Below are 22,553 nucleotides of genomic sequence, written 5' to 3'. Positions count from 1 at the left end.
GTCGCGCGATGCGAATTCAGCCCACCAGGGGGGCGCAATCTTGGCGACGGCACATTAAATACGCTCGATGGGACAAGGACAGGTACACGTGGCGGCGCTGCTGGCCGGCGCCGCCTTCATGTTGAGCGGCTGCGGGCTGGCGGATAGCCACGCGGTGTGGCCGGAGATGTTGAAGGTCAAGGCCAGCGAGCCGGCGCCGCTCGAGACGCCTCCGGATATCAAGCGGCTGGTCGCGGGCAAGCTGGATTCAGTGTTCACCGCGGGCTCGCGGCCGTCGCATGTGCGGGTCTCCGCGCCGCTGCACGACCCGCGCGGCACCGGCTGGACCGCCTGCGTGCGCGCCGAACTGACATCTGTCATCGGCAAGCCGCTGGGGACGCAGACTTATCGCGTCTTCATCAGTGAAGGCGCGATCTTCGATCGTCGGCAGGCGGAAGCCGACGACAATTGCGTGACCGAGACTTATGAGCCGGTCGAGAGCACCGTTGCGGTGGAAACGCCGCGGAGCGCGAAACCCTAGCGCATTCTCGGCCCCGGCCCGCCAATCCTAGCCCGCGCCTGGATCAGGTGCCGCTACGGGAAAGGTCCGGTTCGCGGATCAGACGTTGCTGACGCCGCCGTCGACGACCATGTCTGAGCCGGTCATGAACGAGCTCTCGTCCGAGGCGAGGAAGACGGCTGCTGCGGCCAATTCCTCCGGACGCCCGATTCTCAGCATCGGCGTGTAGTTGGAATACATCTTGCGGATCGCGGCGGCTTCCTCGGGTGTCGACGCCTGGGAGTCCATGATCGGCGTATCGACGGGGCCGGGGCTGAGCAGGTTGGCGCGGATGCCGCTGTCCTTGAACTCGGCCGCCCAGGTCCGGACATATGAGCGCACCGCGGCCTTGGTTGCCGCATAGGTCGAGTGGTTTGCCAGGCCCATATAGTGCATCGCCGACGACACCAGGATGATCGATCCGCCGCCGCCCATCATCGGTAGCATCTTCTGCACCAGGAACAGCGGTCCCTTGGCCATCAGGTTGAACGTGCGGTCGTAGTGCTCCTCCGTAATGTCGCGGAGCGGCACCTGTTCGGTGAAGCCGGCGTTGGAGACCACCGTGTCCACCCTGCCTTTGGCCTTTCGAACGGTCCCTGCGACGCGGTCGAGGTCTTCGAGACTGGACGCGTCCGCCTGGATCGCGGTGACACCGCCGCCGATCAGCTTCGCCGCCTTGTCGAGCGCGTCCTGGCGCCGGCCGAAGATGAACACATGCGCGCCTTCCGTCACGAAGCGCTGCGCGATGGCTAGCCCGATGCCGCTGTTGCCGCCGCTGATCACCGCGACCTTGCCTTCCAATCTCGACATATCAATTCCCTGGGTTTGCACACCCGGATCGTCCGGGGACCTTGCAGGTAGGCGCGCCTGCATCGGCCGCTTAGTGCGGACATGCGCACAGCGGTGGTGCAAAAATGATCCGGACGATAGGCGTTCCAGGTGATGCGTTTTCTTGCGGGACCATCATATTCGCGCGACTGCGTGCCGGTCGGTCACCGCGATGGTGCGATCGCCCTGCGCCATATGCTGAACGCGCCGTTAACATGATCGCTCGAATTGCCGGATGGCCCCAACGGCATTTTCCATTTCTTTCCGCTAGCGTTGCCCTCGATGAACGCAAGGCCGATCAGCCTCGCGGACCGGGGAAACAGGGACGTGGCCGATATTGCTGACCAGGCGATGATCCGCCGTGCATCGCGCAAGGATGCCACGGACGATCGCGCGTTGCCGCCGCTGTCAGCGGCGCCGGTCGGCGCATGGCGCGCGTTGGCCGAGCGCGCGATCGAGCCCAATGGCTACTATCAGGCGGACTGGGAATTGGCGGTCGACGCCTCCGCGCGCGGCCGCACCGGCGCATCGCTGCTCAGCGCCGCCGGCGATGCCGGGCAATTGATCGGACTGTTGCCGGTCGTGCCGTTTCGGCGAATCTATCGGATCCCCTTGCCCGCACTGGTCGGTGCCGAACCCTATGGCACGCTGTGCACGCCGCTGCTGGATCGCGACGCCGCTGAGCAGGCCGCCGGCAAGATGTTGCAGCAGGCGCGCGATGCGGGCGCGCATGCGCTGATCCTGCGCACCATGTCGCTGGAAGGCCCGGCCATGGCGGCGATCCGCATGGTGCTCGCAAGGGACGGTTTGCAGCCGCGCCTGCTGAGCACCTATCAGCGCGCGCAGCTCGATGCGACGCGTGATGCCGACGAATTGCTGCGCGACGCGCTCGGGCCCAAGAAGCTGAAGGAGCTGCGGCGCCAGCGCCATCGCCTGTCCGACCACGGCGCGGTGCGCTTCGATGTCGCGCGTACGTCGCGTGCCGTCGCGGCTGCGCTCGAGACGTTCCTCACGCTCGAAGCCGGTGGCTGGAAGGGCCAGCGCGGCACCGCGCTCAGCCAGCATGCCGGCGACGCGGCCTTCATTCGCCGCGCCACCGCGGCGCTGGCCGAAGCCGGCCGCTGCGAGATCGTCACGCTGCATGCGGGCGGCGCCCCGGTCGCCGGCGGCATCGTGGTGCGGCACCAGGACCGCGCCTTCTTCTTCAAGATCGGCATCGACGAGCGCTTTGCGAAGCATTCGCCTGGCGCGCAGTTGACGCTGGAGCTGACGCGCCATCTCTGCGCCGATCCTGCGATCAATTCGGCCGATTCCACCGCCGCGCCCGGCCACCCCATGATCGACCCGATATGGCGCGGCCGCTTCGCGATCGGCGACGTGCTGCTGCCGCTGCGGCGCCGCGATCCGCTGGTCGCCGCCATTCATGCCGCGCTGACCCTGAACAATGTCGGCTACGAGGCCGCGCGCAGCGCCGTCCGCTTCATCCGCAGCCGGCGCGGCAAGCCCGCATAACACGACCCCTCTTACGCGAGCCGGCACGGATCGATAGGCTGCGCATGGCGGCCGTGAGCCGATGACGTCGTGATCTGGCGGGAACGTGACGATCCAGCAATGCTACGTCCGGCAGGACGCGTTGACCGACCCGGGCGAGTTGGCCAGCGCATATGATGATTTGCCGAAGACGATCCCAGACCTGCGCGAGGTCGTCTCGGGGCTGATCGTTCATGTCGCCCTGGCGGAGCTCTACGGCATCCCGCCTGACACGCCGATGATCAGGCAAACCCAGCCGGTCTCGGATCGGTTGAAATCGATCCAGGCGTCGTTCGCCGGATCGCTCACCGCGGCACGCCCGCCGCGCCGTCGCACGTTCGGTACCTGTCGCGACTACGCGCTCCTGCTGTGCAGCATGCTGCGAAGCCGATCGATCGCGGCGCGGGTCCGCTGCGGCTTTGCTACCTACATCGGCGACGACATCTATCACGACCATTGGATCTGCGAATATTGGTCACCAGCCGACGAACGCTGGCTGCAGGCCGACGCACAGCTCGATGCGCTTCAGATCGACCGACAGCAGATCCCGTTCGACTGTGCGAACCTGCCGCGCGATGCATTTCTGACGGCGTCGCAGGCTGGCGGCTGGCGAGGAGCAACGCGGTTGCGGCCGGTGACTTCGGGCATGCCGCAACCACCGGCCTGTGGTTTCTTCACGTCAATGTCTACCGCGACTTGCTGTCGCTCACGAACCGGCAAATGTCCAATTGGGATAGCTGGCGCGACGCAGCGCCGGCCGGCAAGGTCTTGAAGGTCGACGCCCTTGCCGAACTCGACCGGCTGGCCGAATTGGTCACCGCGTTCGAGAACGACGCGGAGCAATTTGCCGTGCTGGACGAGGCGGCATCACGCAGCTTGATGCCGCCCTGGCTGTCGTAGTGCGCAGGCAGCCGACGGTTTACCCTTTCGTAGCCATGCAGACACATCAAGAAACAATCGAGCTCGCCGTCAGATTGGTGTCAGCTGGCCCTTCTAGCGTTCCGGAGCGCTGTTTCTCAGGCGGCGCATGCCCTTGCCTTGAAAGCCCCATCGGACGGAAACGTCGGGTGGGGCTTTCTGCCGCCACTAGTCCGCAACCGCTCCCTCATTGCAGCGGCGAATGCGGGGCCGGCAGCATGATGGTCGAGTGCATCTCCTCGAGCAGCGCCGTGCCCTTGCCCAGGAATTCCTGCCAGGCCGGATCCTTCAGCGCGGCGCCGCGCGCAGCAGCGCGGGCGTTGAGATCGGGATAGGCCCAGATGTGGCAGACCTCGTTGGGCTGTCCCGCATCGGTTTGCCAGAGGCCGACGATCTTGGAGTATTTCTCGCGCTCCGGCATCACGCCGGAGATCAGATCGAGCCACTGCTTGACGCCGCCGAGCGGCTTGGCGCGATAGTTGCGGAATTCGTAGACGTTGCCCTTGGTGGCGGGCGCCACCGGCGGAATGATCGCATTGAGGAGCCGGACCTCCTGGCGCACCAGCAGCGGACGGATCGCCGGAATGTACTCGCCGGTCCAGCGCGGATTTTTCCCGAGCTCGGCGCGCAGCTTTGTCCGTTCGTTGAGATCGGCATAGCTCCACATGTGCATGACCTGATTGAGCGGACCGATCTCGGTGATCCAGTAGCCTTCCAGCTTGCCGAAATTGTCGGCGCGGATGTCGCGCGAGATCGTGCTCGCGGCCTTCACCATCTCGCCGACGGTGCCTGGACGTACCGTGTAGGTGCGCAGCTCATAGATCATGGTTGTCTCCCTGATTGTTTCCGATGGATGGTGTGGGCAAACGAAAAAGCCCGGCGCGAGCCGGGCTTTGGAAAGGGCTTGCGGACTACTCCGCGGCCTCTGCGTTGATCTCGGCCGAGACCTGACGGATGGCGCGGGCGAGTTGCTCGGCCGGCTGAGCGCCGGATACCGCGTATTTCTGCGCGAACACGAAGGTCGGCACGCCTGAGATGCCCTTCTCGGCGGCCTCCTGGGCCTGCGCGGAGACCAGGGCAACGTCCTCGTCGGTGGCAAGACGCTTGCGTACATCGTCGGCGTCGAGCCCGACATCGCTTGCTGCCTGCACCAGCACATTGGTGTCGGTGAGATCGCCGCCGTCGCGGAAGTACAGTTCCATCAGCCGCTGCTTCATCTCGGCCGCCTTGCCCTTGGCCTCGGCCCAGTGGATCAGGCGATGGCAGTCGATCGTGTTGGGCTGGCGCTTCACGAGCTCGGGATGGTAGGTCAGCCCCTCCTCGTTAGCCGCGGCGACCACACGGCCGGCGATGCCCTTGTAAGCCTCGACCGAGCCGAACTTGGCCGTGAGATATTCGTCGCGGCTGATGCCCTCGCGCGGCACCCAATTGTTGAGGAAGAACGGCCGCCAGTGCACCTCGACCGGCACGTCGGGCACCAGCTTGAGCGCGTCCTCGATGCGATGCTTGCCGATATAGCACCAGGGGCAAACGACGTCGGAGACGATATCGAGGCGAAGCGGCTTCAGATCGCTCATTCTGGTTTCCTCGGGGTTCCTCGCGGAAATGGAACCCCAAAGGTAGGCCGAAAGCGCCCCGAGACAAGCCGCTATTTCATACTGGCTGCCATCTGCCGCATCCGCTCGGCGGTCGGCTCATCGGCCGGAAAGAAGGTCTCCAGCGCCAGTTCCTGCAGCGTGATGTCGACCGGGGTACCGAACACCATCGTTGTCGAGATGAAGCTCAGGATCTCGCCATTGAGGCGGAGCTTGAAGGGCAGCGCGACATTGTTGTCGGTGGTGATCGGCGCCGAGCGCGCCGGGATCGGATAGGACTTCAGGTCCTGGTAGAGTTTGAGCAGCTCCGGATCCGCGGTCGCCTCGCATTGCCGGTGCAGCCGCTCCAGAAGATGCGCGGCCCATTCCGCCAGGTTCACGGTGCGCGGCGCCAGGCCCTCCGGATGGAACGCCAGCCGCAGGATGTTGAAGGGCTGGCCGAGCAGCCGCTGCGGCACGCCCTCGAGCAGCGGCGCCACCATGCGATTGGCCGACACCAGATTCCAGTGCCGGTCATAGGCCAGCGCCGGATTGGGCTCATGCGCCTTCAGCACCAGGTTGATCGCCTCGCGCGCCGATCTCAGCGCGGGATCGTCCAGCGAGCGTTGCGGGAATGCGGGTGCGAAACCCGCGGCGACCAGCAGCACGTTGCGTTCGCGTAGGGGCACGTCGAGGCGCTCCGCCAGTTTGAGGACCATGTCGCGCGACGGCGCCGAGCGGCCGGTCTCGACGAAGCTCAGATGCCGCGCCGAGATCTCGGCATCGACGGCAAGGTCGAGCTGGCTGAGATGGCGGCGCTGCCGCCACTCGCGCAGGTGTTCGCCGATCAGGACGGGTTTTGCGGGTTCGGCCCGCGCCAGGGATGCATGTGCGTTCATGGTGCAAAACCTACCATGCGGAATTCGCCCGTTCCATTACGCCTGAGGTAATGGATATTGGTACTTACCCAATTGAATTTACTGTGTTTATTTTTCGATCCGCTGGCCAATACCAACACAAATACCAACAATTCGAAGTCAACGACCGGCTACAAAAATCGTGGCAAGCTGACTGGTTGGCAGGAATCATAGGTCACGCCCAATGCGCCACCTCGATCCCGACGTCCGCCAAGGGGTCTGGCTGGTCGGCAAATGAGGATGTCCACGTCACCTCTATGAACCCGCGCACTGGCGTCGGCGATATTGATCGCGGGCCTTGCGAGATCAACGGCCTCGCACCGTGGCGCGCGCTCCGATGGCAGAGCCAACAGCTTCGATGAAGCGCGCACCGCTCTCGAGCGGCACGACACCAGCTGTCGATCGTCGCTCGACTTACGCATTCCAACATGACGGTGCGGCAAGACTCCTTTGATTGCGCCGCAGCCGTGAAGACGCGTCCGAAGCCATGGAGGCTGTCCTTCTGACTGTGGAGAAAGCGCGCTCGAATGAGCGGTCCAAGCTCTTTAGCTTCGTCAACTCGCCTCGGATCTGATGCAACACCGAAAGATGCTCGATCGACGCCGCGCAGCCCGACCACTCGCAGACCATCTTAGTCACGGTCATTTATGATCAAACAGTCGGTGCAACTACAGGATTGAGCTCATTCGCGTACATACAACTAAGGTGTAGTGCGGCGGGTTGATGCACTTTATTGATATCGCGCCCTGGTTGCGCTTCTATCCCTCCGAGTCTGGGGGAAGATCAATGCGTAAGTTTTGCGTCGTGGCGCTCTTCGCCACGTTGGGCGGCTGTGTAACCAATAGCGAGACAGTTCAGTTTAAAACGTCTAATCCGCAGCAACAGGCGCTCGTGCGGGATGGACAGCCAGCTCTTGTCTCTCGACAGAAGAATTCGCTCGTCCTTGTGCGTCCTGCTGCTCGACAGTTTCAGGCTAATGGTCGCCCTGTGTTCGTCGTGGGCATTAACAATCTCGGCAAGGCCCCCGTAGATTTCCGGGTATCGCAAGTCGAGGCGGTCCAGCACGTCGGTGGAACCGATCATTCGATGCAGGTCGTGACCTATGAAATGCTCGTGCAGGAAGAAAAGAACCGCCAGGTCGCGAGGGCAATTTTTACGGGTCTAGCGGCAGCAGGCAATGCCTATAGCGCGTCACAAGCAGGCTATGGCAGCTACACCACGCCAAGCGGTCGCACAGGCACGTTCTACAGCCCGACCGCCGCCGCGATTGCCCAAGGTAATGCTACTGCCCAGAACGAAGCGATGATCGCGGCCACGGTGGAGACGGGGCAACGCAATATGACGGCACTAGAGCAGTCGGTGATCAAGGACAACACGCTCATGTCAGGCGAATGGTACGGCGGCCAACTGCATCTTGCGCCACCGACCGACCAAGGTGGTGGTGCGAAGACGTATACGATTGTCATCACTGTCGGGGCCGACCGGCACGTCATCGATATTGCGCAAGGGCCAGCGGGCGCCTAACGGAGCGCTTGCAGCCCATTTGGGCAGTTTCGTCTATGCATAAGTTTACTAATCGGACGCGGCCATGCGCGGAGGTGCAGTTTTCTTCTTGATCGGCGTGACGGCAGTATCTGCCTATTCGCTTGGTCAGAATGCCAGTCCGAGCAAGTCAGTTTCGACCTCAACCGCTCAAGGACCGATCGCCCTCGTGGAGCCGCCGATCATTGCGAAGCGCGTACCGTTGGCGCCGGTCTTGCTAAGCCCTGAGTCAAAAAAGGAAGTCTCAAGCGTCGAGCCGCGGGCACCTGAGAAGCCGGCGCCGCGTCCGACTCCTCAACGCGAGCCAAAGCGCAGGGCGGAGGCTGTTCTAACAGCGGCAGCCATAGCTGCAATCATCATCAAGGCTAGTCGAGATCAATATCACGCGACGGGCAAACCTTGCGCGTGTCCGGATGACACAATGCGGAATGGAAGGGCCTGTGGTGCCCGAAGCGCCTATTCTCGGCCAGGCGGCGCGGCACCGATCTGTTACCCCAGCGACGTTACTGCGGAGATGATCGAGTCTCATAGGAAGCAACTCGCGAACCGCTAGTGCGCTTCTTGGGGGCGAAGAGAGCCAACGCACAAAAGCCGAACGCCACTCCGCCGCCCTCAAATCTATGCCGCAATTCTACGGGCGACATAGTCGCGGGCCCGTGCGCAAGCCTCAAGGCGAAGCACTGATCACACGCAGCTTGTTCGTCTCGCATTGCAGATCAAGGCGTGAGTGGGAGCGATGCCCTCCGCTTCCTGAAGCTATGCCTGCTGGATAAGCGAATGCAATGCCTTAACCGCTGCCTCCCGGCTCTCCACAGGAACAAACAGACTGATCGAATGCGGCGACAACACATACCTGTGGGGTACAATCCCGTGAAGTTCGAGAGCCTGCAATGCCCTGAACGGCAGTTCCGACGAAACGCCGCCGAAGCAGGTGAGGCTCACCGAGCTTGACGCGTCGCGATGCTTGCGCAACTCCTTGCTGCCCTCCATCGTTCGCAACAGCGCGTCGAGCCATTCTGAATCACAGGTCACGTTCATGCTGGTCTTGCCCGCGGCGAAGCCCGAGGCAAGGACCTGGGGCCAAGACAGGCTGTTTTGCTCGAGATGCTGCGCGAATTTCTGGAAACCGTGATTGAGATCTTTGCAATCTATTTCGACATGCTCAATGCGAACCATCGAGTTTACGGCCAGAACCCTTCCCTTTTCCATCCCTGCAACCTCCTTCATCACCTGCGTGCCGTGCTCAACGCCACCCCACCGCTTGAGAACCAGCGGCACATCCTGACTTTGTGCCAGCTCTACGCTGCGAAAATGCAGAACCTTCGCACCCCAGAAGCACATCTCAGACAGGGATGCGAAATCCACCCGTCGCAAGGGCTTTGCATCCGGCACGGTGCGTGGATCGGCCGAGCAAACGCCGTCGACCTCTTTGATGATTTCACAGCGCTCGGCTTTCAGCGCCGCTGCCATCGCAACGGCCGTCGTGTCGCTGCCGCCGCGGCCGAGCGTGGTGATTTCTCTGGTCGCAGCGTTCACGCCCTGAAATCCCGCCAGCACCACAACGCGCCCACGATCAAGTTCCTCACGCACCCGAATGGGACGTACCTCCAGGATGCGTGCCGAGGAATGGGAACCGTCCGTCATCACACCGGCCTGACTACCGGTGAAGCTGATCGCGAGCACACCGAGGTCAGAAAGCGCCATGCTCATCAGGGACATACTGATGCGCTCACCAGTCGTCAGCAGCATGTCAAGTTCACGGCGATTGGGGGTGGAGCTTACCTGGTAAGCCATCTGGATCAGTTGATCAGTGGTCATACCCATTGCAGAGACGATCGCCACGACACGATGACCACGGCGATGCAGGTCGGCAAGACTGCGCGCAACCGCGCGAATTTTCGCCGGTGTTTCAAGGCAGGCACCGCCATATTTTTGCACGATAATGGAATGGTTGCGCATCTACCCTCGGTGAGAAGCCGTGGTCGCTTCGTTCGTCGAACCGACACCGCCTACCCAAGTGCCGACGACTTCAAGGGCCGAATTGATCGCGACAAGGTCCGCGCGGTAGCCGGGCGCAATCCGTCCAAGCTCATCCTCAAGGCCCAGAAAAGTCGCGGGCGTCCGGGAAGCCATGATGAGGGCGTCGATAAGGGAGGCTCCGATAAGCGCAATAGCGTTGCGCACCGCCTCAATCATGGTGAGGTGAGCGCCCGCGAGCGTGCCATCTGGGCCAGTCAAGCGACTTTCGTTCAATGTAATCCGCTTTCCTTGCAGCAGGAATTGCCGATCGTCCGTACCCACCGACGGCATCGCATCGGTGACCAGCATCAAGCGATCGCGTCCCTTGCAGCGGAAGGCAACACGCAAACCAGCGCGGTCAACGTGGATGCCGTCGCAGATGATCCCTGCGAACAGCCGATCGTCCTCAAGCGCGACGCCCACTAGGCCCGGCTCCCGGGCGTTCAACTGCGACATGGCGTTGAACAGATGGGTCACCCCCGAGATACCACGGTCGACTCCCAGCCGGACCTCCGCTGCGGTGGCGTCACTGTGGCCGGCTGCGATACGCAATCCAGCGCCGATTAGCTCATCGATCATGGATGCGGGCACGCATTCCGGGGCCAAGGTTACGATAGAGCGGCCGTGGCCCCCGAAACTTTTGACCGCGGCGAGATCGCGTCGATCGGGCACGCGTATTTCGGCTTCGGGATGGATGCCCATGCGTGACCGGTTGAGTGCCGGCCCTTCCAGATGAAAGCCGAGCACACCGGGAATCTTGAGGCAGGCCGGAGCTACTGAAGCCAATCGCTCGATGACCTCGCTGCGATCGGTGATGAGGGTCGGCAAGCAGCCCGTGGTCCCTGCTCCGCGGTGCGCTGCGACGATGCGACGAACACCAGCCTCAGTTGGCTCGTCGTTGAGAAGAACTCCCCCTCCTCCGTTCACCTGGACATCGAGGAATCCGGGCGCAAGGATCGCATCTCGGGGCAGCTGGATTGACGCGCACGGCTCCGACTCTCCAAAGGTAACGCTTTCAATCCTGCCTTTCGAAATCCTGACCCGCCCCGGCCCGTGCACCGCGATACCGTCAAAGATTTGCGACGCAGCAATCGTGATAACGTCGGGAGAGGTGCAGTCGACCATCAGCGTTCATCCGAGAGTGGCAGATCACAGACCCGTGAGACGAGTGCCGTAACCTAAAATGTTCCCCCATCTATGCGTTGGGGGACCCGGACCGAAGCCCTTGCGTTAACTTTCCATGGGAACGAAAGGTACCACGTATCTCGGAATTGACGGGGGCGGAACTCGCTGCCGCGCCCGGATTGAGGACGAAAGCGGCAGGCTGCTCGGCGAAGCGAGCTCGGGGCCTGCGACGACGCGGATTGGTGTCGAAAAGGCCTGGCGTTCCATCATGGAGGCAACCGAAGCGGCTGCCGCGCAGGCCGGCTTGGCGCGCGAGGATTTTGCGCGGATCCACGCCGGAATTGGCCTCGCCGGCCTTGGCCGCCGGGGCGCGGAAGCGGCGCTCAAGAAGATCGTCCATCCGTTTACGTCCACTATCTTCATAAGCGACGGCACGGCTGCCTGTCTCGGCGCTCACAGCGGCGCGGACGGAGCGATCGTGGTAGCCGGCACTGGCTCGGTTGGTGTCGGCCTGATCGGCGGCCGCGAAATTCGTCTCGCCGGTTACGGCTTTCCTGTCTCCGACGAAGGCAGCGGCGCCGACATCGGTCTGCAAGTCGTGCGCTTGGCGCTGCGGGCTGCTGATCGCCGCAGCGAGCTGACCCCACTGCTTTCAGAGGTACTTGGCGCATTCGATCATGATCCCTATCAGGCAGTGGCATGGTCTGAAGAAGCCAAAGCAACAGATTACGCGGGGTTTGCGCCGATCGTGATACGGCACGCCAATCAGGGCGATCCGGTCGGCCGCCGCATTGTCGAGCGCGCGGCCGATGCCATTGGCGATCTCCTCGATCTGTTCCTGGCGAGAGGAATTGACCGGCTCGCGCTCGTGGGCGGACTCGCGGCTGCCATTACGCCCTGGCTGACACCTGATCTGCGCGCCCGCCTGAAGCGTCCTGACGCCGACGCAGCGGCCGGTGCGTTACTGGTGGCGCGAGGGCGGCTCGATCCGCCCGAGAGAGACACTGACCATGAACAGGCTTCAAAGTTCCGCGGTTAAGGGCGCATGGATCAATATGGCCACCGAAGAAGTCGATCCCCGCTTTGTCGATCTTGATGCATGGCCGCTCATGTCCGCGGTGGAAGCGATGTGGGAGGGCCAGCTTGCAGCCGTTGCAGCGATCGGCCATGCCCTTCCCGCAATCACTGCGGCGACCGAAGCAGCCAAGGCGGCGCTGGGCGATCGCGGACGCATTGTGTATGTCGGCGCCGGTACCTCGGGCCGCGTGGCGGTCCAGGACGGCGCCGAGCTTATGCCGACCTTCGCCTGGCCCAAGGAGCGCGTTCGCTTCATCGTCGCCGGCGGAGATAGCGCGTTCGTCACCAGCATCGAGGGCGCGGAGGACGATGTCGATGATGCAGTCATGCAGATCGAAGTCGCGCGACTCACGCCGCACGACGTGGTGATCGCCGTAGCCGCCAGCGGCACAACACCATTCACGGTCGCGGCGCTGCAGCAAGCAGGCTCTTTCGATGCAGTGACGATTGGCGTCGCCAACAATCCCGGCACCGCACTGCTGACATCGGCAAAGTTTCCGATCTTGATCGAGACCGGCCGCGAGCTGGTCGCCGGCTCTACGCGGATGAAGGCGGGCACCGCGCAGAAGGTCGTGCTCAATCTGATCTCCTCAGGGATTATGCTGCGGCTTGGCCGGGTGTATCGCGGCATGATGGTGAATATGCAGCCGACCAATGCCAAGCTGAAGCGGCGCGCAGAGGTCATGGTGGCGCAAATCGCGCACTGTGATCCGTCGCACGCGGCACGCTCGCTCGAGCAGGCCAAGGGAGACATCAAAACGGCAGTCCTTCTGGTGTTGGGTGTCGACAGGGATGATGCCGAGACCGTTCTGAAGAACTGTGACGGCAACCTTCGACGGGTGTTTGCCGAACTCGCCAGGGATAGTGATCGGCATCCAAAGGGAGCGACGGCGCGCAGGCGAGACGGAGCGACTGAGCCATGACGACCTCCGCGATGGCGAGCGAAATCGGGGAAAGCGCCAATGTTGTCGCCAACATTGTTCGCAGCCGCCCCGCCGCGCGCGACATCGCACAACGAATTAGAATTGGCGCCGTTCCCCTGTGTGTCGTGTGTGGCCGGGGAAGCTCGGGGCATGCCGGGGTTTTCTTGAGATACCTTGTCGAGACGCGGCTTCGTCTTCCCGTTTCAGCCAGCGCTCCCTCGGTGATCACAGCATTTCGCACGCCCTTAATGCTCCGCGATGCCCTGTTCATTGTGATCTCGCAATCGGGACGCAGCCCGGATCTTGTCGCGGCGACGAAGTCGGCGCGCGTCTCGGGCGCACGGACCATCGCCATCGTCAATGCGGCGTCGTCGCCGGTGGCTGACGAAGCGGAGTTCGTCATTCCGATCGAAGCTGGCGAGGAGCACTCGGTGGCGGCGACAAAGACCGTGATCGGCTCGATGGCGGCCTGTGTCGGACTTGTTGCCGAGCTCGCTGGAGATCGAGCGCTGCGGTCAGCCCTCGATAGGCTGCCCGAGCGGCTGGACCGGGCGCTGGCGCTCGATTGGTCCGAGATTGCCGATGGTCTCACCAAGGCGTCAGCCGTTTTTGTGGCGGCCCGGGGTCTGGCCCTGGGCTCGGCGAGGGAGATCGCGCTCAAACTTTCGGAAATCCTGCGCCTGCCCTCCATAGGTCTGAGCGCCGCCGAGCTGCAGCATGGGCCACGCGCCGCGCTATCGTCGCGTACGCCGGTTGTCATGATGCGCCTCATGGATGAAACGGCGGCCACGGTGGACGCACTGGTAAACGAGTTGCGTGAGCAAAAGTTTGCGCTGCATCTTTGCGGCGGACCGCATGGCTCGCTGGCCTGGCTGACCGAGGATGATCCCGCCACCGACCCGATCACCATGCTCGTTCCGGCCTATCGGATGATAGAGCAGACGGCGCGTGCCTGCGGATTTGATCCGGATCGTCCCCCTTGCTTGCGCAAGATTACCGAGACGTTTTAATAGCGGACTAATCGTTGGCCGGAGACTCAAAGTCTGGAGCACTGCCGCATCGGTCTCACAAGCGCCTCTCTCCGGTCGACATAACTCTTTATGCTGCGGCGAAAGGGCGTTGCCGGGCGGAAGCCGCCAATTCTCGACAACGGCTGTGCGTCAACACCAGAGACCGGATATGGCCAAGCGCACGTTAATGCAGCCGGTCAGTCGCGTCCATCTCGGATATCTAGGACGAAGCGACATCTAAAGTTGCTGTCCTTTTGGCCTTGCGAAATTCCGCGTCTCCATCGAGAAATGCCTCAAGCATAAACGGAATCAACTCCATGACCTCCTCCCGGCTACCGTAAGTCTCCGCATAAAAGTCGGCGTATTCGCGCAGCCGCTTGGCAAGGCTTGGCGCCAACACAACACTCATCTTCACCGGCGTCCGATCAGGCAGCTTCGCAAGCTTCATGCGTCATTTGCTCTTCGCGGCGGATTGAACATCCTGGTAAGGCTTCAACACCAGATCCTTCGAGACAATCACGCGCAGCGGCCATCCAGGCCGCACCGTGATCGTCGGCTGCACATCGAGCTCGCGCTCCACGAGGCGCTGCCCGGCACGATTGGTCGTTTGCTGCGTACTCTCCCTTAGCGCCTTCACGAGATCGCTCTCGTCATTGCCGATCGATAGCTGGGTCCCCACCCCGATCAACGTCGCCAAGGCCACGCCCTTGAGCAATTGCCAGGTATGGAAGTCCACCTCGTCCTCGAGCCCGGCATAGCCTGCGACATCCGTGGCTGGAAGGTTCTCGATCACTATGGAGTTGCCGTTCGGCAAAATGAGCCGTGTCCACACGACCAGCGCCCGCTTCTGGCCAAAGGCGACAACGCTGTCGTACTTGCCCACAAGCCGCGTCCCTTGCGGGATAAGGAGATGTTCACCAGTCACAGTATCAAAGACGTTCTCTGTAACCTGGCCGATGGTTGCGCCAGGCAGATCCGAATTGAGCCCGGTAACGAGGCTAGCCGGAATGATCGACCCGGCCATGACTGCATGGGTCGATGGTGCCGGTTTCAGCGTATGCGGATTGGTGGTCTCCGTGTCGGCTTTCGTTCCCACAAAGGCGAGCTTCCGTGCTTGCGACGAGGGAACGATCTCACTGGATCGATCGACCATCGCCTGCGCTGTCTTGGCGAGTTCGGCGGCTGATGGTCCCGTATCGGTGGTTGATGGCCGGAACGCAGATGGGGCGGCAGCTGCCACTTCGGTCATGCTTGCCTGCCTTCGCCTGTCCTGCTTCTCCGACAGGCGGAAGAACAATCCTGATTCCTTTGCCTGCTGGGCGATCCGGGTCTGCCGAATCCGCTCGGCCCGTTCGGCGTCTTCTTCCGGGTTGGTCCGGAAGCCCGTCTCCGATGCCACACCGGCCTTCTTCTCATTTTCGACGAATGCCCGCCCGACGTCCCCCGGCGACGGCGGTCCAAGCCGCGGGATCGATGGCGACAGTTCCTCGTAGGACTTTGGCAGCCTGCTCAACCCCTCGGCGGTCTGCTTGCGGTCAGTATTAAAGAGCTCCGTCCGCACCGACTGCTTGAAGGACTGCGGTCGGAGCGCCACGAGCGTCGCTCCGGCAATCAACAACGCGGCGATCGCGCAGCCGATCATGAGGGCGCGCCTATTGAGGCGCCGAACTGGCCGCGGACGTGCTCGTAGTTCAAGCGGCTCAGGATCCCGGTCGAACCCCGTCGTCATGAGGCATTCCCCGTGCTGCTGAAGCTCTGCGATACGGGACGCGCGTCAATACGAATGATCCGGACAATGCGCTGGGGATCTTCACCAAGGCGGAGCTCAGCGACACCAAACATCCGGTCGACGATGTAGTAGGAACCTCGAACCCGGTAGTTGACGAGGTTCGGCCGGCCATCGGCGCCGGCAACGAATAAGGGTGGCGCCTCCCCTTGTGAGAGACCAGACGGCATCTGGATATAGACCTTGCGACCGTCGTCGAATGCACGCACCGGCCGCCAGGGTGGATCGTCTCCTTCGATGCGATACCGGAAATTCAGGTTGTCGAGACGTACCCCGCGATCGGCGATCCGCTGCTCGCTTTCCTGGGCGGCGACGTTCTGCTTGTGGAGCGCTACAAGCGTGTCTGTCGGATAAGTCCAGGAGATCGATGCCATATAGGTCTGCTTGGTCGAGATGAGCTCGAGGTGATAGGCCCGCCGGTCCGTCAGCACGACGAGGTTCGTCTGGATATCCGGCAGCGTCGGCTTGACCAGGATGTGCACCCGACGGGAGTTGCCCTGTCCGCTCGAAGTATCGCCCACCACCCAGCGCACCGTATCGCCGGTGGAGACATCCACCAGTTCTTCGCCTGGTTGAAGCCCGATGGTCGAGACTTTTTCCGGGCTTGCATAGAGCCGGTAGAGTGCGCCTTCCGTCCAGGGGTAGACCTGAATGGCGTTGATATATCCGGCACGTGTTGGCTCCATCCTCGCCGCCTTGTTGGCCTTGGCGATCGCCTGTTCCGGCGGGAGCTTTTCCTCCTTACCGCCCTTTGCCGGAACGGGCTTCAATTGACCCGGCAAAGGCAAGACCTTCGGTGTCTCGACCACTTGTACCGGCGCCGGCGGGTCGGTCTCCGGGAGCGCCTTCTCAAAGGTCATCTCATCATAGGGCGCTTCAAGGTTGAGCTTGGTGGCGCAGCCACTGAGTACAAGCGACAAGGCCAGGACGCTGGTCGACGCGAGCTTACTAAAAGCAACGGTGTTCATTTGGCGTCTCCAATAAGGTCGCGCGACCAGTTGAGCGAATGGACGTAGAGTCCGAGAGGGTTTTTGCGCAACGTTTCGGCATCTGCGGGCGGCTTGAGAACCGTGGTGACAAGACCCGTGAAACGTTCGGTCTTTGCGATCGCGCCGTTCTCGTAGGCGTTTTCCTTCCAGCGGACCTCGAAGCTGTCGCCGGACGCGCGCACCACGGAGGTGACTTCTGCGGTCACGGTCTTGGACCCGATCTTGGTGAACGGATCGGTTTCCCGAGCGTAGTCGTTCAACGCCTGTGCGCCGCGATCGGTGACGAAGTCGTAGGCACGCAGCCAGTTTGCCCGGACAATGACCGGATCGATCGAAAGCGAGCGCACGTTCTCGATGAAGCGCGCAAGAAAGTGCGCTATCTGCGCGTCTGACGGCTGGTAGGCTTCGATCGCCGGCCCGACGGCTCGGACTTCACCGAGCCGATCGACCTCGACCACGTAGGGAACGACACCCGAGCGAGCGATCTGGGTAAAGATCGTCAATCCAAGCACACCGGACAGGCCGATGGCTGCCAGCGCAGCGAGGCGCCAGTTGCTCGCCTGAACACGCGCGGAGCCCAACCGCTCGTCCCAGACCTGGGCTGCCTTCTGGTAGGGAGTGACCGGCTCTGGCGTCTCGCCATACCGAACCGACACGCGCTGAAACGGGTGAGATGCCATCCCCTATTCTCCTTCCAGCTTCGGGCCCGACGAATGTCCGCCTTTGTCACCTTCCTTCAGGATATGAGCGGCGACTTGTGCCGCTTCCCGCGCGTGTCCCCGTGCCGACGAGGCCGTTGCGCGACCCGCCCCAGCAGGGGCAGTACCTCCAGCACTACCGCTGGAGACCTGATCGATGGCGAAAGCCCGCGCTGGCGCGCCCGCGGCCGAAGATGCGCCCGTGAGCGATGCCGCGGATCGAACGGCAGCCATTGAACCGCCTGCCGCTGCGCGCAGACCGCCGACGGCCGCCGCTCCGCCGCCGATCGCGACCGCTGCTGCACCCGCCACCGTCCCGGCTGCCGCTCCGGCTCCCAGTTGAGGGGCGCCTGAGACCAGGCCCGCTGCGATCCCGGGACCAAAGATGCCGAGGCCGAACAGCGAGAGCGCCGCTAGCAACAGGCTCATGGCTGAGGCAATGTCGATCGGCCGGGTCAACGTTCCCGCGAGCTGACCGAAGATGGTCGAGCCGATGCCGATGATGATCGCGAGAACCATCACCTTCACCCCCGACGCAACGACGTTGCCGAGGGTCTTTTCCGCCAGGAATGCAGTCTTCCCCCACAACGCGAACGGCACCAGGATGAAGCTTGCGAGTGTCGTCAGCTTGAACTCGATCAGCGTGACAAACAGCTGCACCGAGAGGATGAAGAACGCGAGCACGATCAGGATCCAGCAGAACAGCAGGATCAGGATGGTTGGCAGGTTAGTCAGGACGTCGAAGCCCGAGAACTGGCTGGTCTCCTCCAGCAGCGGATGTGCCGCCGCGAATCCGGCAGCCGCGACAAAGCCCGGCCGCGCCAGGTCGGAAGCGCTTAAGCTCCCGCCGGAGGCCTTCAGTCCGATGCCGGAGAACGACGCAAAGACGATATCGGCAAGGCTCTTGAAGTTGCCGATGATAAACGCAAAAGCACCGACATAGAGCACCTTCTTGGCCAGCGTGACCAGGATATGGTCGTCGCCGCGCATGCTCCAGGCGAGCCCCGCAAGCGTCAAATCGATGCCGATCAGGGTCGAACTGAGGAAGGAGACTTCGCCCGACAGGAGACCAAAACCGGAGTCTATGTAGCGGGAGAAGGTCTCAGTAAAGCGGTCAATGACGGAAAGATCAGCCATGGGCCCCTCGCCTACCTGCCGCCAGCGTAGGCACGGCCGTCGCCGATGAAACGGATGAACCGCTCCTTTGCGGCAGCGGCCGACGCTTGCTGCTCGGCGGCCCGCAACGTTTCTGCGCGAGCCTGCGTTGCCATCAAAGCCTGAGCCTGCAGCGACTGTTTGATCTGCAAGGCGAGAAGCTCGTTGCCCGACTGCTGAGCCTGCAGGGAGCCTACGGCAGTGGACGACCTGGCCATCAGCGTCCGCAGGGTCTGGCCGTCCTGATCCAGGCTGCCGACAATGGCCGATTGAACGGTGAGCGACTGCTTCAGTCCATCGTAGCTGTTATCCCAACGTGCTGTCGCATCCTGCACCATCTTGTCGGACGAGATCGCCGCCGCGTATTGCCGCGGATATAGCCGCTGAAAGTCCTGCTGCGTTGTCTGAACATCAAACGAGATGTTCTTTGCCTGACTGATCAGGCCGTTCATCTGGTTGATGGTCGATGTCAGCTGACCGACGACGCTGGTGGGGAGACTTGCGAGGTGCCTTGCTTGATTGAGCAGCGACTGCGCCTGGTTTTCCAGGCTCCTCACCTGATTATTGATCTGCTCAAGCGCTCGCGCGGCGGTCAGGAGATTCTGACCGTAGTTCGTAGGATCGAAGACGATATCGAACGCCCCGAGCCGCCGCGACCCGTTCACGGCGATAACGAACGATAGCATTGTTGTTATTATAATTCTTGAGGTTGTACCCGTGAACATGCGGCCGAGACGTTCGAGCATGGAGGACTCCAGGGATTTGTGTTGAGGTCAGATCTTGTGGGCTTGTTCGAAAGTGCTGATCAGGTTGGCGGCCCAATGCAGGCCGCGTTCGTTGAGGTAGCGTTCGCCGAAATGGCGAGGCCCGGTGCGGCTGAGAACCGCGTCAATGGCGCGCTGATCCTCTGGCGAAGACGCTCCGACGAAGGCAAGCGCGACTGGTCCAAGGCCAAGCTCGAACATGCGGTTGCCGGCGCGGGACTGCAGATAGTAGTCACGCTTGGGAGAGGCTTCCGCGATCAGGCGTACCTGCGTGTCGTTCAGACCGAAGCGTCGATAGGTCTCGGTCTGGGTCGGCTCAAGGGCACGCGGGTTGGGCAGGAAGATCCTGCTCGGGCAGGACTCGATGATCGCAGGCGCGATTTCGCTGTCCGCGATATCAGCAAGCGACTGCGTGGCAAAGATCACCGCCACGTTCTTCTTGCGCAATGTCTTCAGCCATTCGCGAATCCGGTTCGAGAACAACGGATCATCAAGGAAAACCCAGGCTTCGTCGAGCACCAGCAGGGTCGGCCGCCCGTCGAAACGAGCCTCCAGGGCGTGGAAAAGATAAGTGACCACGGGCGCGACCAGGCCTGGCAGCGCCATCAGCTCTTCCATCTCGAAGGTCAAGACATCGGCGCTCGACAGACGATCGGCATCCGCATCGAGGAAGCGGCCGTAAGGTCCCTCAAGCGTATAAGGCTGGAGCGCCTGACGCAGGGCATCCCGGGCGAGCAAGGCGACGAGCCCGGTCATCGTGCGTTGGGATACGGGTGCAGTACCGAGGCTCTTGAGCGCCGACCAGATGGTTTCCTTGACCTCCGGCGTCACAGTCACCCGCTCATGGGCAAGCACGCCACAGAGCCAATCAAGCGCCCAAAGCCGCGGCCCCTCCTCGGCAACATCCTTCAGGGGCTGAAACGCGATGCCGCCTTTGGCCCCGAGTTCGTACCACGCACCCGAGAGGGCAAGTGTCGTGGCGCGCGCGGAGCGACCCTTATCAAAGGTAATCAACTGGGCATTCGGGTAGCGTCGAAACTGCAAGGCCAGCATCGAGAGCAGCACAGACTTGCCCGCACCAGTTGGCCCGACGACGATCGAATGCCCAACATCGCCAGCGTAGAGCGAGAGCCGGAACGGAGTTGCCCCTTTTGTCTTGGCGATCAGAAGCGGCGGTCCATCCAGGTGCTCGCACCGTTCGGGTCCGGCCCATACCGCCGACAGTGGGCACATATGGGCGAGATTCAGGGTATGCACGATGGGCTGGCGGATGTTGGCATAGGCTTGTCCCGGCAGACCGCCGAGCCAGGCCTCGACCGCATTGACGCTCTCCCGGATGGTCGTGAATCCGCGGCTGTTGATCACTCGTTCGACCGCACGGATCTTTTCGTCCGCCTGGTGCGAGTCCTCGTCACTCACGGTGACCGTCGTCGTGATGTAGCCGAAGGAAACCAGGTCGTCGCCGAGCTCGGATAACGCGGCGTCCGCATCGAGCGCCTTGTTGCCGGCATCGGTGTCGAGCAGCGCCGCTTGCTCGTTGAACATGACCTCTTTCAGGATCGCTGCGAGCGACTTCCGCTTTGCGAACCATTGCCGCCGGTAACGCGACAGAGTGGCATTGGCCTGCGTGCGGTCGAGCGGCAGAAATCGGGTTGCCCAGCGATAGGCAACACCAAGCCGGTTCAGTTCGTCGAGCAACCCGGGAAAGGTAATGTGCGGGAACCCAAGGACGGTCAGCGCGCGAAGATGGCTCCGCCCAATTGCCGGCGACAATCCGCCGGTCAGCGGCTCATCGCTCAGAAAGCAATCGAGATAGGCTGGAATCTCGGGGACGCTGACCTGATGACGCTTGGTCGAGATACAGCTATGAAGATAGGTGAGCGTCTCCGTATCGTTGAGGGGCCAGATCTCCGGTAGGACCGACGATAGCAGATCGATCGCCCGGTCGGTTTCCTGGACGAACCGCTGGAGGTGATCGCGATAGCCATGCTCGCTCCGCTCTGCATTCTGGCCCTCGATCTGGGTGTCACGGATGTTGGCTTCTGCCGGTTCTTTCCCTCGCTCAGCGTCGCTGAGCGGAGGACCGCGACGAGCAGACCGGTTCCTTCCGGCTCGCAGATCCTTCTGCCTTGGACGTTCGAGGAACAAGCTCTCGAGGCGCGAGACCCTCTCGGCCGGCGGCAGGTACATCAAGGTCAGATGCAGCACGCTCTCAAAGTGCTGCCCGCCAGGGCGTGACGGATCCTCCCACGTCGCCCCGGCGGCGCCGGCAAACGCGGCACGGCGCTCCTCGTCGACCAGCCAGGAGACCGAATCCGGAAACTCGGAGCACGGATATTCCGACGCCGGAATGCGCGTGGCATCAAAGAAGAGCGCCCAGCCCGAGCCGAAGCGCTTCAGAACGTTGTTGACGCGCGACGCGACGCTCATGAGTTCGGCCTCGGTCGCGCTGTCGAGGTCCGGTCCACGGTAGCGGATCGTCCGCTGGAAGCTGCCATCCTTGTTGAGGATGACGCCTGGAGCGATCAGGCATACCCAGGGCAGCCAATCCGCCAGCCGGTAGGCGTTTCGGCGGAATTCTCTCAAGTTCAGCATGCGAGCGAAGCCTTATGCTTGGTGTGACGGATTGCGACCTCGACAAAGGCGGGATCGTGCCTCGCAAGCCAAACCGCGATGGTGTGCCCGACGATCCAGAGCACGAGGCCCGCGAGCCAGAGCCGCAGGCCAAGCGCCAGCACGGCCGACAGGGTGCCGATCAGGATGGCCGCAGAGCGTGGTGCACCGCCGATCAGAATGGGCTCGGTCAACGAGCGGTGGAGCACGAGTTCGAAGCCATCGGGACGCATCAGATCAGCGCTCCGCCGCCGAACGAGAAGAACGACAGGAAGAAGGAGCTCGCCGCGAACGCGACGGAGAGGCCAAAGACGACCTGGACCATCTTACGGAAGCCACCCGAGGTATCGCCGAAGGCAAGCGAAATGCCGGTCACCGTGATGATGATGACGGCGACGATCTTCGCGACCGGTCCCTGCACCGACTCCAGGATGCGCTCGAGCGGCGCCTCCCACGGCATGCCTGAGCCTGCCGCGTGGACGGCCGGAGCGGTGAGAACCATGTAGGCGACGCCTGCTCCAAGCTCGATGAGGAAGTGCTTGCAAGC

Annotated in this window: 23 protein-coding genes; 8 read left to right on the top strand and 15 right to left on the bottom strand. The window is 62.6% G+C overall.

The annotated features are described in order from the left end of the window. Positions 1 to 88 precede the first annotated feature (88 nt). Positions 89 to 520 carry a hypothetical protein gene (locus AKN84_RS13885; RefSeq protein ID WP_244485082.1) on the top strand — a complete coding sequence of 144 codons (432 nt, stop codon included), beginning with the start codon at positions 89 to 91 and terminating at the stop codon, positions 518 to 520. A gap of 78 nt (positions 521 to 598) precedes the next feature. Here AKN84_RS13885 and AKN84_RS13880 read toward each other — a convergent pair whose 3' ends face one another. Beyond that, positions 599 to 1,348 carry an SDR family NAD(P)-dependent oxidoreductase gene (locus tag AKN84_RS13880; RefSeq protein WP_050421250.1) on the bottom strand — a complete coding sequence of 250 codons (750 nt, stop codon included), beginning with the start codon at positions 1,346 to 1,348 and terminating at the stop codon, positions 599 to 601. 345 nt (positions 1,349 to 1,693) lie between these two features. Here AKN84_RS13880 and AKN84_RS13875 point away from each other — a divergent pair, with 345 nt between their 5' ends. The 3 genes from AKN84_RS13875 (at position 1,694) to AKN84_RS49950 (ending at position 3,796) form a co-directional block, all read left to right on the top strand. Beyond that, the gene (locus AKN84_RS13875; protein ID WP_050421280.1) at positions 1,694 to 2,878 is read left to right on the top strand and encodes a GNAT family N-acetyltransferase; all 1,185 of its coding nucleotides are present in this window, start codon (positions 1,694 to 1,696) and stop codon (positions 2,876 to 2,878) included. Positions 2,879 to 2,963: 85 nt separating this feature from the next. Continuing rightward, positions 2,964 to 3,668 carry a transglutaminase domain-containing protein gene (locus AKN84_RS13870; RefSeq protein ID WP_050421249.1) on the top strand — a complete coding sequence of 235 codons (705 nt, stop codon included), beginning with the start codon at positions 2,964 to 2,966 and terminating at the stop codon, positions 3,666 to 3,668. Next, positions 3,665 to 3,796, top strand: coding sequence for a hypothetical protein (locus AKN84_RS49950; RefSeq protein WP_283805512.1), 132 nt, complete (start codon positions 3,665 to 3,667; stop codon positions 3,794 to 3,796). Before AKN84_RS13870 ends, AKN84_RS49950 begins: the two co-directional genes overlap by 4 nt. 205 nt (positions 3,797 to 4,001) lie before the next feature. Here the strand turns inward: AKN84_RS49950 and AKN84_RS13865 are convergent, their stop codons facing one another. The 3 genes from AKN84_RS13865 to AKN84_RS13855 form a co-directional block, all read right to left on the bottom strand. Continuing rightward, positions 4,002 to 4,640 carry an NIPSNAP family protein gene (locus tag AKN84_RS13865; RefSeq protein ID WP_050421248.1) on the bottom strand — a complete coding sequence of 213 codons (639 nt, stop codon included), beginning with the start codon at positions 4,638 to 4,640 and terminating at the stop codon, positions 4,002 to 4,004. An 85-nt stretch (positions 4,641 to 4,725) separates the two neighbouring features. Then, a complete protein-coding gene (locus tag AKN84_RS13860) occupies positions 4,726 to 5,391 on the bottom strand; it encodes a DsbA family oxidoreductase (protein ID WP_050421247.1) in 666 nt (221 codons plus the stop codon). A gap of 71 nt (positions 5,392 to 5,462) precedes the next feature. Then, positions 5,463 to 6,287, bottom strand: coding sequence for a helix-turn-helix domain-containing protein (locus tag AKN84_RS13855; RefSeq protein WP_050421246.1), 825 nt, complete (start codon positions 6,285 to 6,287; stop codon positions 5,463 to 5,465). An 804-nt stretch (positions 6,288 to 7,091) separates the two neighbouring features. Between AKN84_RS13855 and AKN84_RS45205 the strand changes: the two genes are divergently transcribed. After that, positions 7,092 to 7,829 carry a hypothetical protein gene (locus tag AKN84_RS45205; RefSeq protein ID WP_128970763.1) on the top strand — a complete coding sequence of 246 codons (738 nt, stop codon included), beginning with the start codon at positions 7,092 to 7,094 and terminating at the stop codon, positions 7,827 to 7,829. Between the two features lie 774 nt (positions 7,830 to 8,603). Here AKN84_RS45205 and AKN84_RS13840 read toward each other — a convergent pair. Continuing rightward, positions 8,604 to 9,806, bottom strand: coding sequence for an aspartate kinase (locus AKN84_RS13840; protein WP_050421243.1), 1,203 nt, complete (start codon positions 9,804 to 9,806; stop codon positions 8,604 to 8,606). Then, the gene (nagA, locus tag AKN84_RS13835; protein WP_050421242.1) at positions 9,807 to 10,991 is read right to left on the bottom strand and encodes an N-acetylglucosamine-6-phosphate deacetylase; all 1,185 of its coding nucleotides are present in this window, start codon (positions 10,989 to 10,991) and stop codon (positions 9,807 to 9,809) included. Between the two features lie 115 nt (positions 10,992 to 11,106). On the opposite strand from nagA, the gene AKN84_RS13830 reads away from it, so the two are divergent. From AKN84_RS13830 to AKN84_RS13820, 3 genes are read left to right on the top strand one after another with little or no spacing between them, the layout of a single operon-like run. Next, positions 11,107 to 12,030, top strand: a complete 924-nt coding sequence (locus AKN84_RS13830; RefSeq protein ID WP_050421241.1) for a glucosamine kinase nucleotide-binding domain-containing protein — start codon at positions 11,107 to 11,109, stop codon at positions 12,028 to 12,030. 16 nt (positions 12,031 to 12,046) lie between these two features. After that, a complete protein-coding gene (locus AKN84_RS13825) occupies positions 12,047 to 12,991 on the top strand; it encodes an N-acetylmuramic acid 6-phosphate etherase (RefSeq protein WP_050421240.1) in 945 nt (314 codons plus the stop codon). Further along, a complete protein-coding gene (locus AKN84_RS13820; RefSeq protein WP_050421239.1) occupies positions 12,988 to 14,001 on the top strand; it encodes an SIS domain-containing protein in 1,014 nt (337 codons plus the stop codon). The genes AKN84_RS13825 and AKN84_RS13820 overlap by 4 nt, the downstream gene beginning before the upstream one ends. Before the next feature lie 220 nt (positions 14,002 to 14,221). Here AKN84_RS13820 and AKN84_RS13815 read toward each other — a convergent pair whose 3' ends face one another. The 9 genes from AKN84_RS13815 to AKN84_RS13775 all read right to left on the bottom strand — a co-directional run bounded on the left by AKN84_RS13815 (position 14,222) and on the right by AKN84_RS13775 (position 22,508). Beyond that, positions 14,222 to 14,449: a DUF2274 domain-containing protein gene (locus tag AKN84_RS13815; RefSeq protein ID WP_050421238.1), complete on the bottom strand. Its 228-nt coding sequence runs from the start codon at positions 14,447 to 14,449 to the stop codon at positions 14,222 to 14,224. A 3-nt stretch (positions 14,450 to 14,452) separates the two neighbouring features. Then, positions 14,453 to 15,643, bottom strand: a complete 1,191-nt coding sequence (locus AKN84_RS13810) for a TraB/TrbI/VirB10 family type IV secretion system protein (RefSeq protein ID WP_244485081.1) — start codon at positions 15,641 to 15,643, stop codon at positions 14,453 to 14,455. Positions 15,644 to 15,726: 83 nt separating this feature from the next. After that, entirely contained in the window at positions 15,727 to 16,755 is a 1,029-nt protein-coding gene (gene trbG / locus AKN84_RS13805) for a P-type conjugative transfer protein TrbG (RefSeq protein WP_050421236.1), read from the bottom strand. Next, the gene (gene trbF / locus AKN84_RS13800; protein ID WP_050421235.1) at positions 16,752 to 17,456 is read right to left on the bottom strand and encodes a conjugal transfer protein TrbF; all 705 of its coding nucleotides are present in this window, start codon (positions 17,454 to 17,456) and stop codon (positions 16,752 to 16,754) included. The genes trbG and trbF overlap by 4 nt, the downstream gene beginning before the upstream one ends. Positions 17,457 to 17,459: 3 nt before the next feature. Beyond that, positions 17,460 to 18,611, bottom strand: coding sequence for a P-type conjugative transfer protein TrbL (trbL, locus tag AKN84_RS13795; RefSeq protein ID WP_050421234.1), 1,152 nt, complete (start codon positions 18,609 to 18,611; stop codon positions 17,460 to 17,462). Between the two features lie 11 nt (positions 18,612 to 18,622). After that, positions 18,623 to 19,375 (bottom strand): P-type conjugative transfer protein TrbJ, encoded by a 753-nt coding sequence (trbJ, locus tag AKN84_RS13790; protein WP_128970761.1) that lies wholly within the window; start codon positions 19,373 to 19,375, stop codon positions 18,623 to 18,625. A 27-nt stretch (positions 19,376 to 19,402) separates the two neighbouring features. Continuing rightward, entirely contained in the window at positions 19,403 to 21,988 is a 2,586-nt protein-coding gene (trbE, locus tag AKN84_RS13785) for a conjugal transfer protein TrbE (protein ID WP_050421233.1), read from the bottom strand. Beyond that, the gene (locus tag AKN84_RS13780; RefSeq protein ID WP_050421232.1) at positions 21,982 to 22,239 is read right to left on the bottom strand and encodes a VirB3 family type IV secretion system protein; all 258 of its coding nucleotides are present in this window, start codon (positions 22,237 to 22,239) and stop codon (positions 21,982 to 21,984) included. Before AKN84_RS13780 ends, trbE begins: the two co-directional genes overlap by 7 nt. After that, positions 22,239 to 22,508, bottom strand: a complete 270-nt coding sequence (locus AKN84_RS13775; RefSeq protein ID WP_050421231.1) for a TrbC/VirB2 family type IV secretion system protein — start codon at positions 22,506 to 22,508, stop codon at positions 22,239 to 22,241. Before AKN84_RS13775 ends, AKN84_RS13780 begins: the two co-directional genes overlap by 1 nt. Positions 22,509 to 22,553: the final 45 nt, after the last annotated feature.

It is taken from the genome of Bradyrhizobium tropiciagri (assembly GCF_001189845.1).
Classification (GTDB): domain Bacteria; phylum Pseudomonadota; class Alphaproteobacteria; order Rhizobiales; family Xanthobacteraceae; genus Bradyrhizobium; species Bradyrhizobium tropiciagri.
This window is presented reverse-complemented; position numbering and strand designations above follow the sequence as displayed.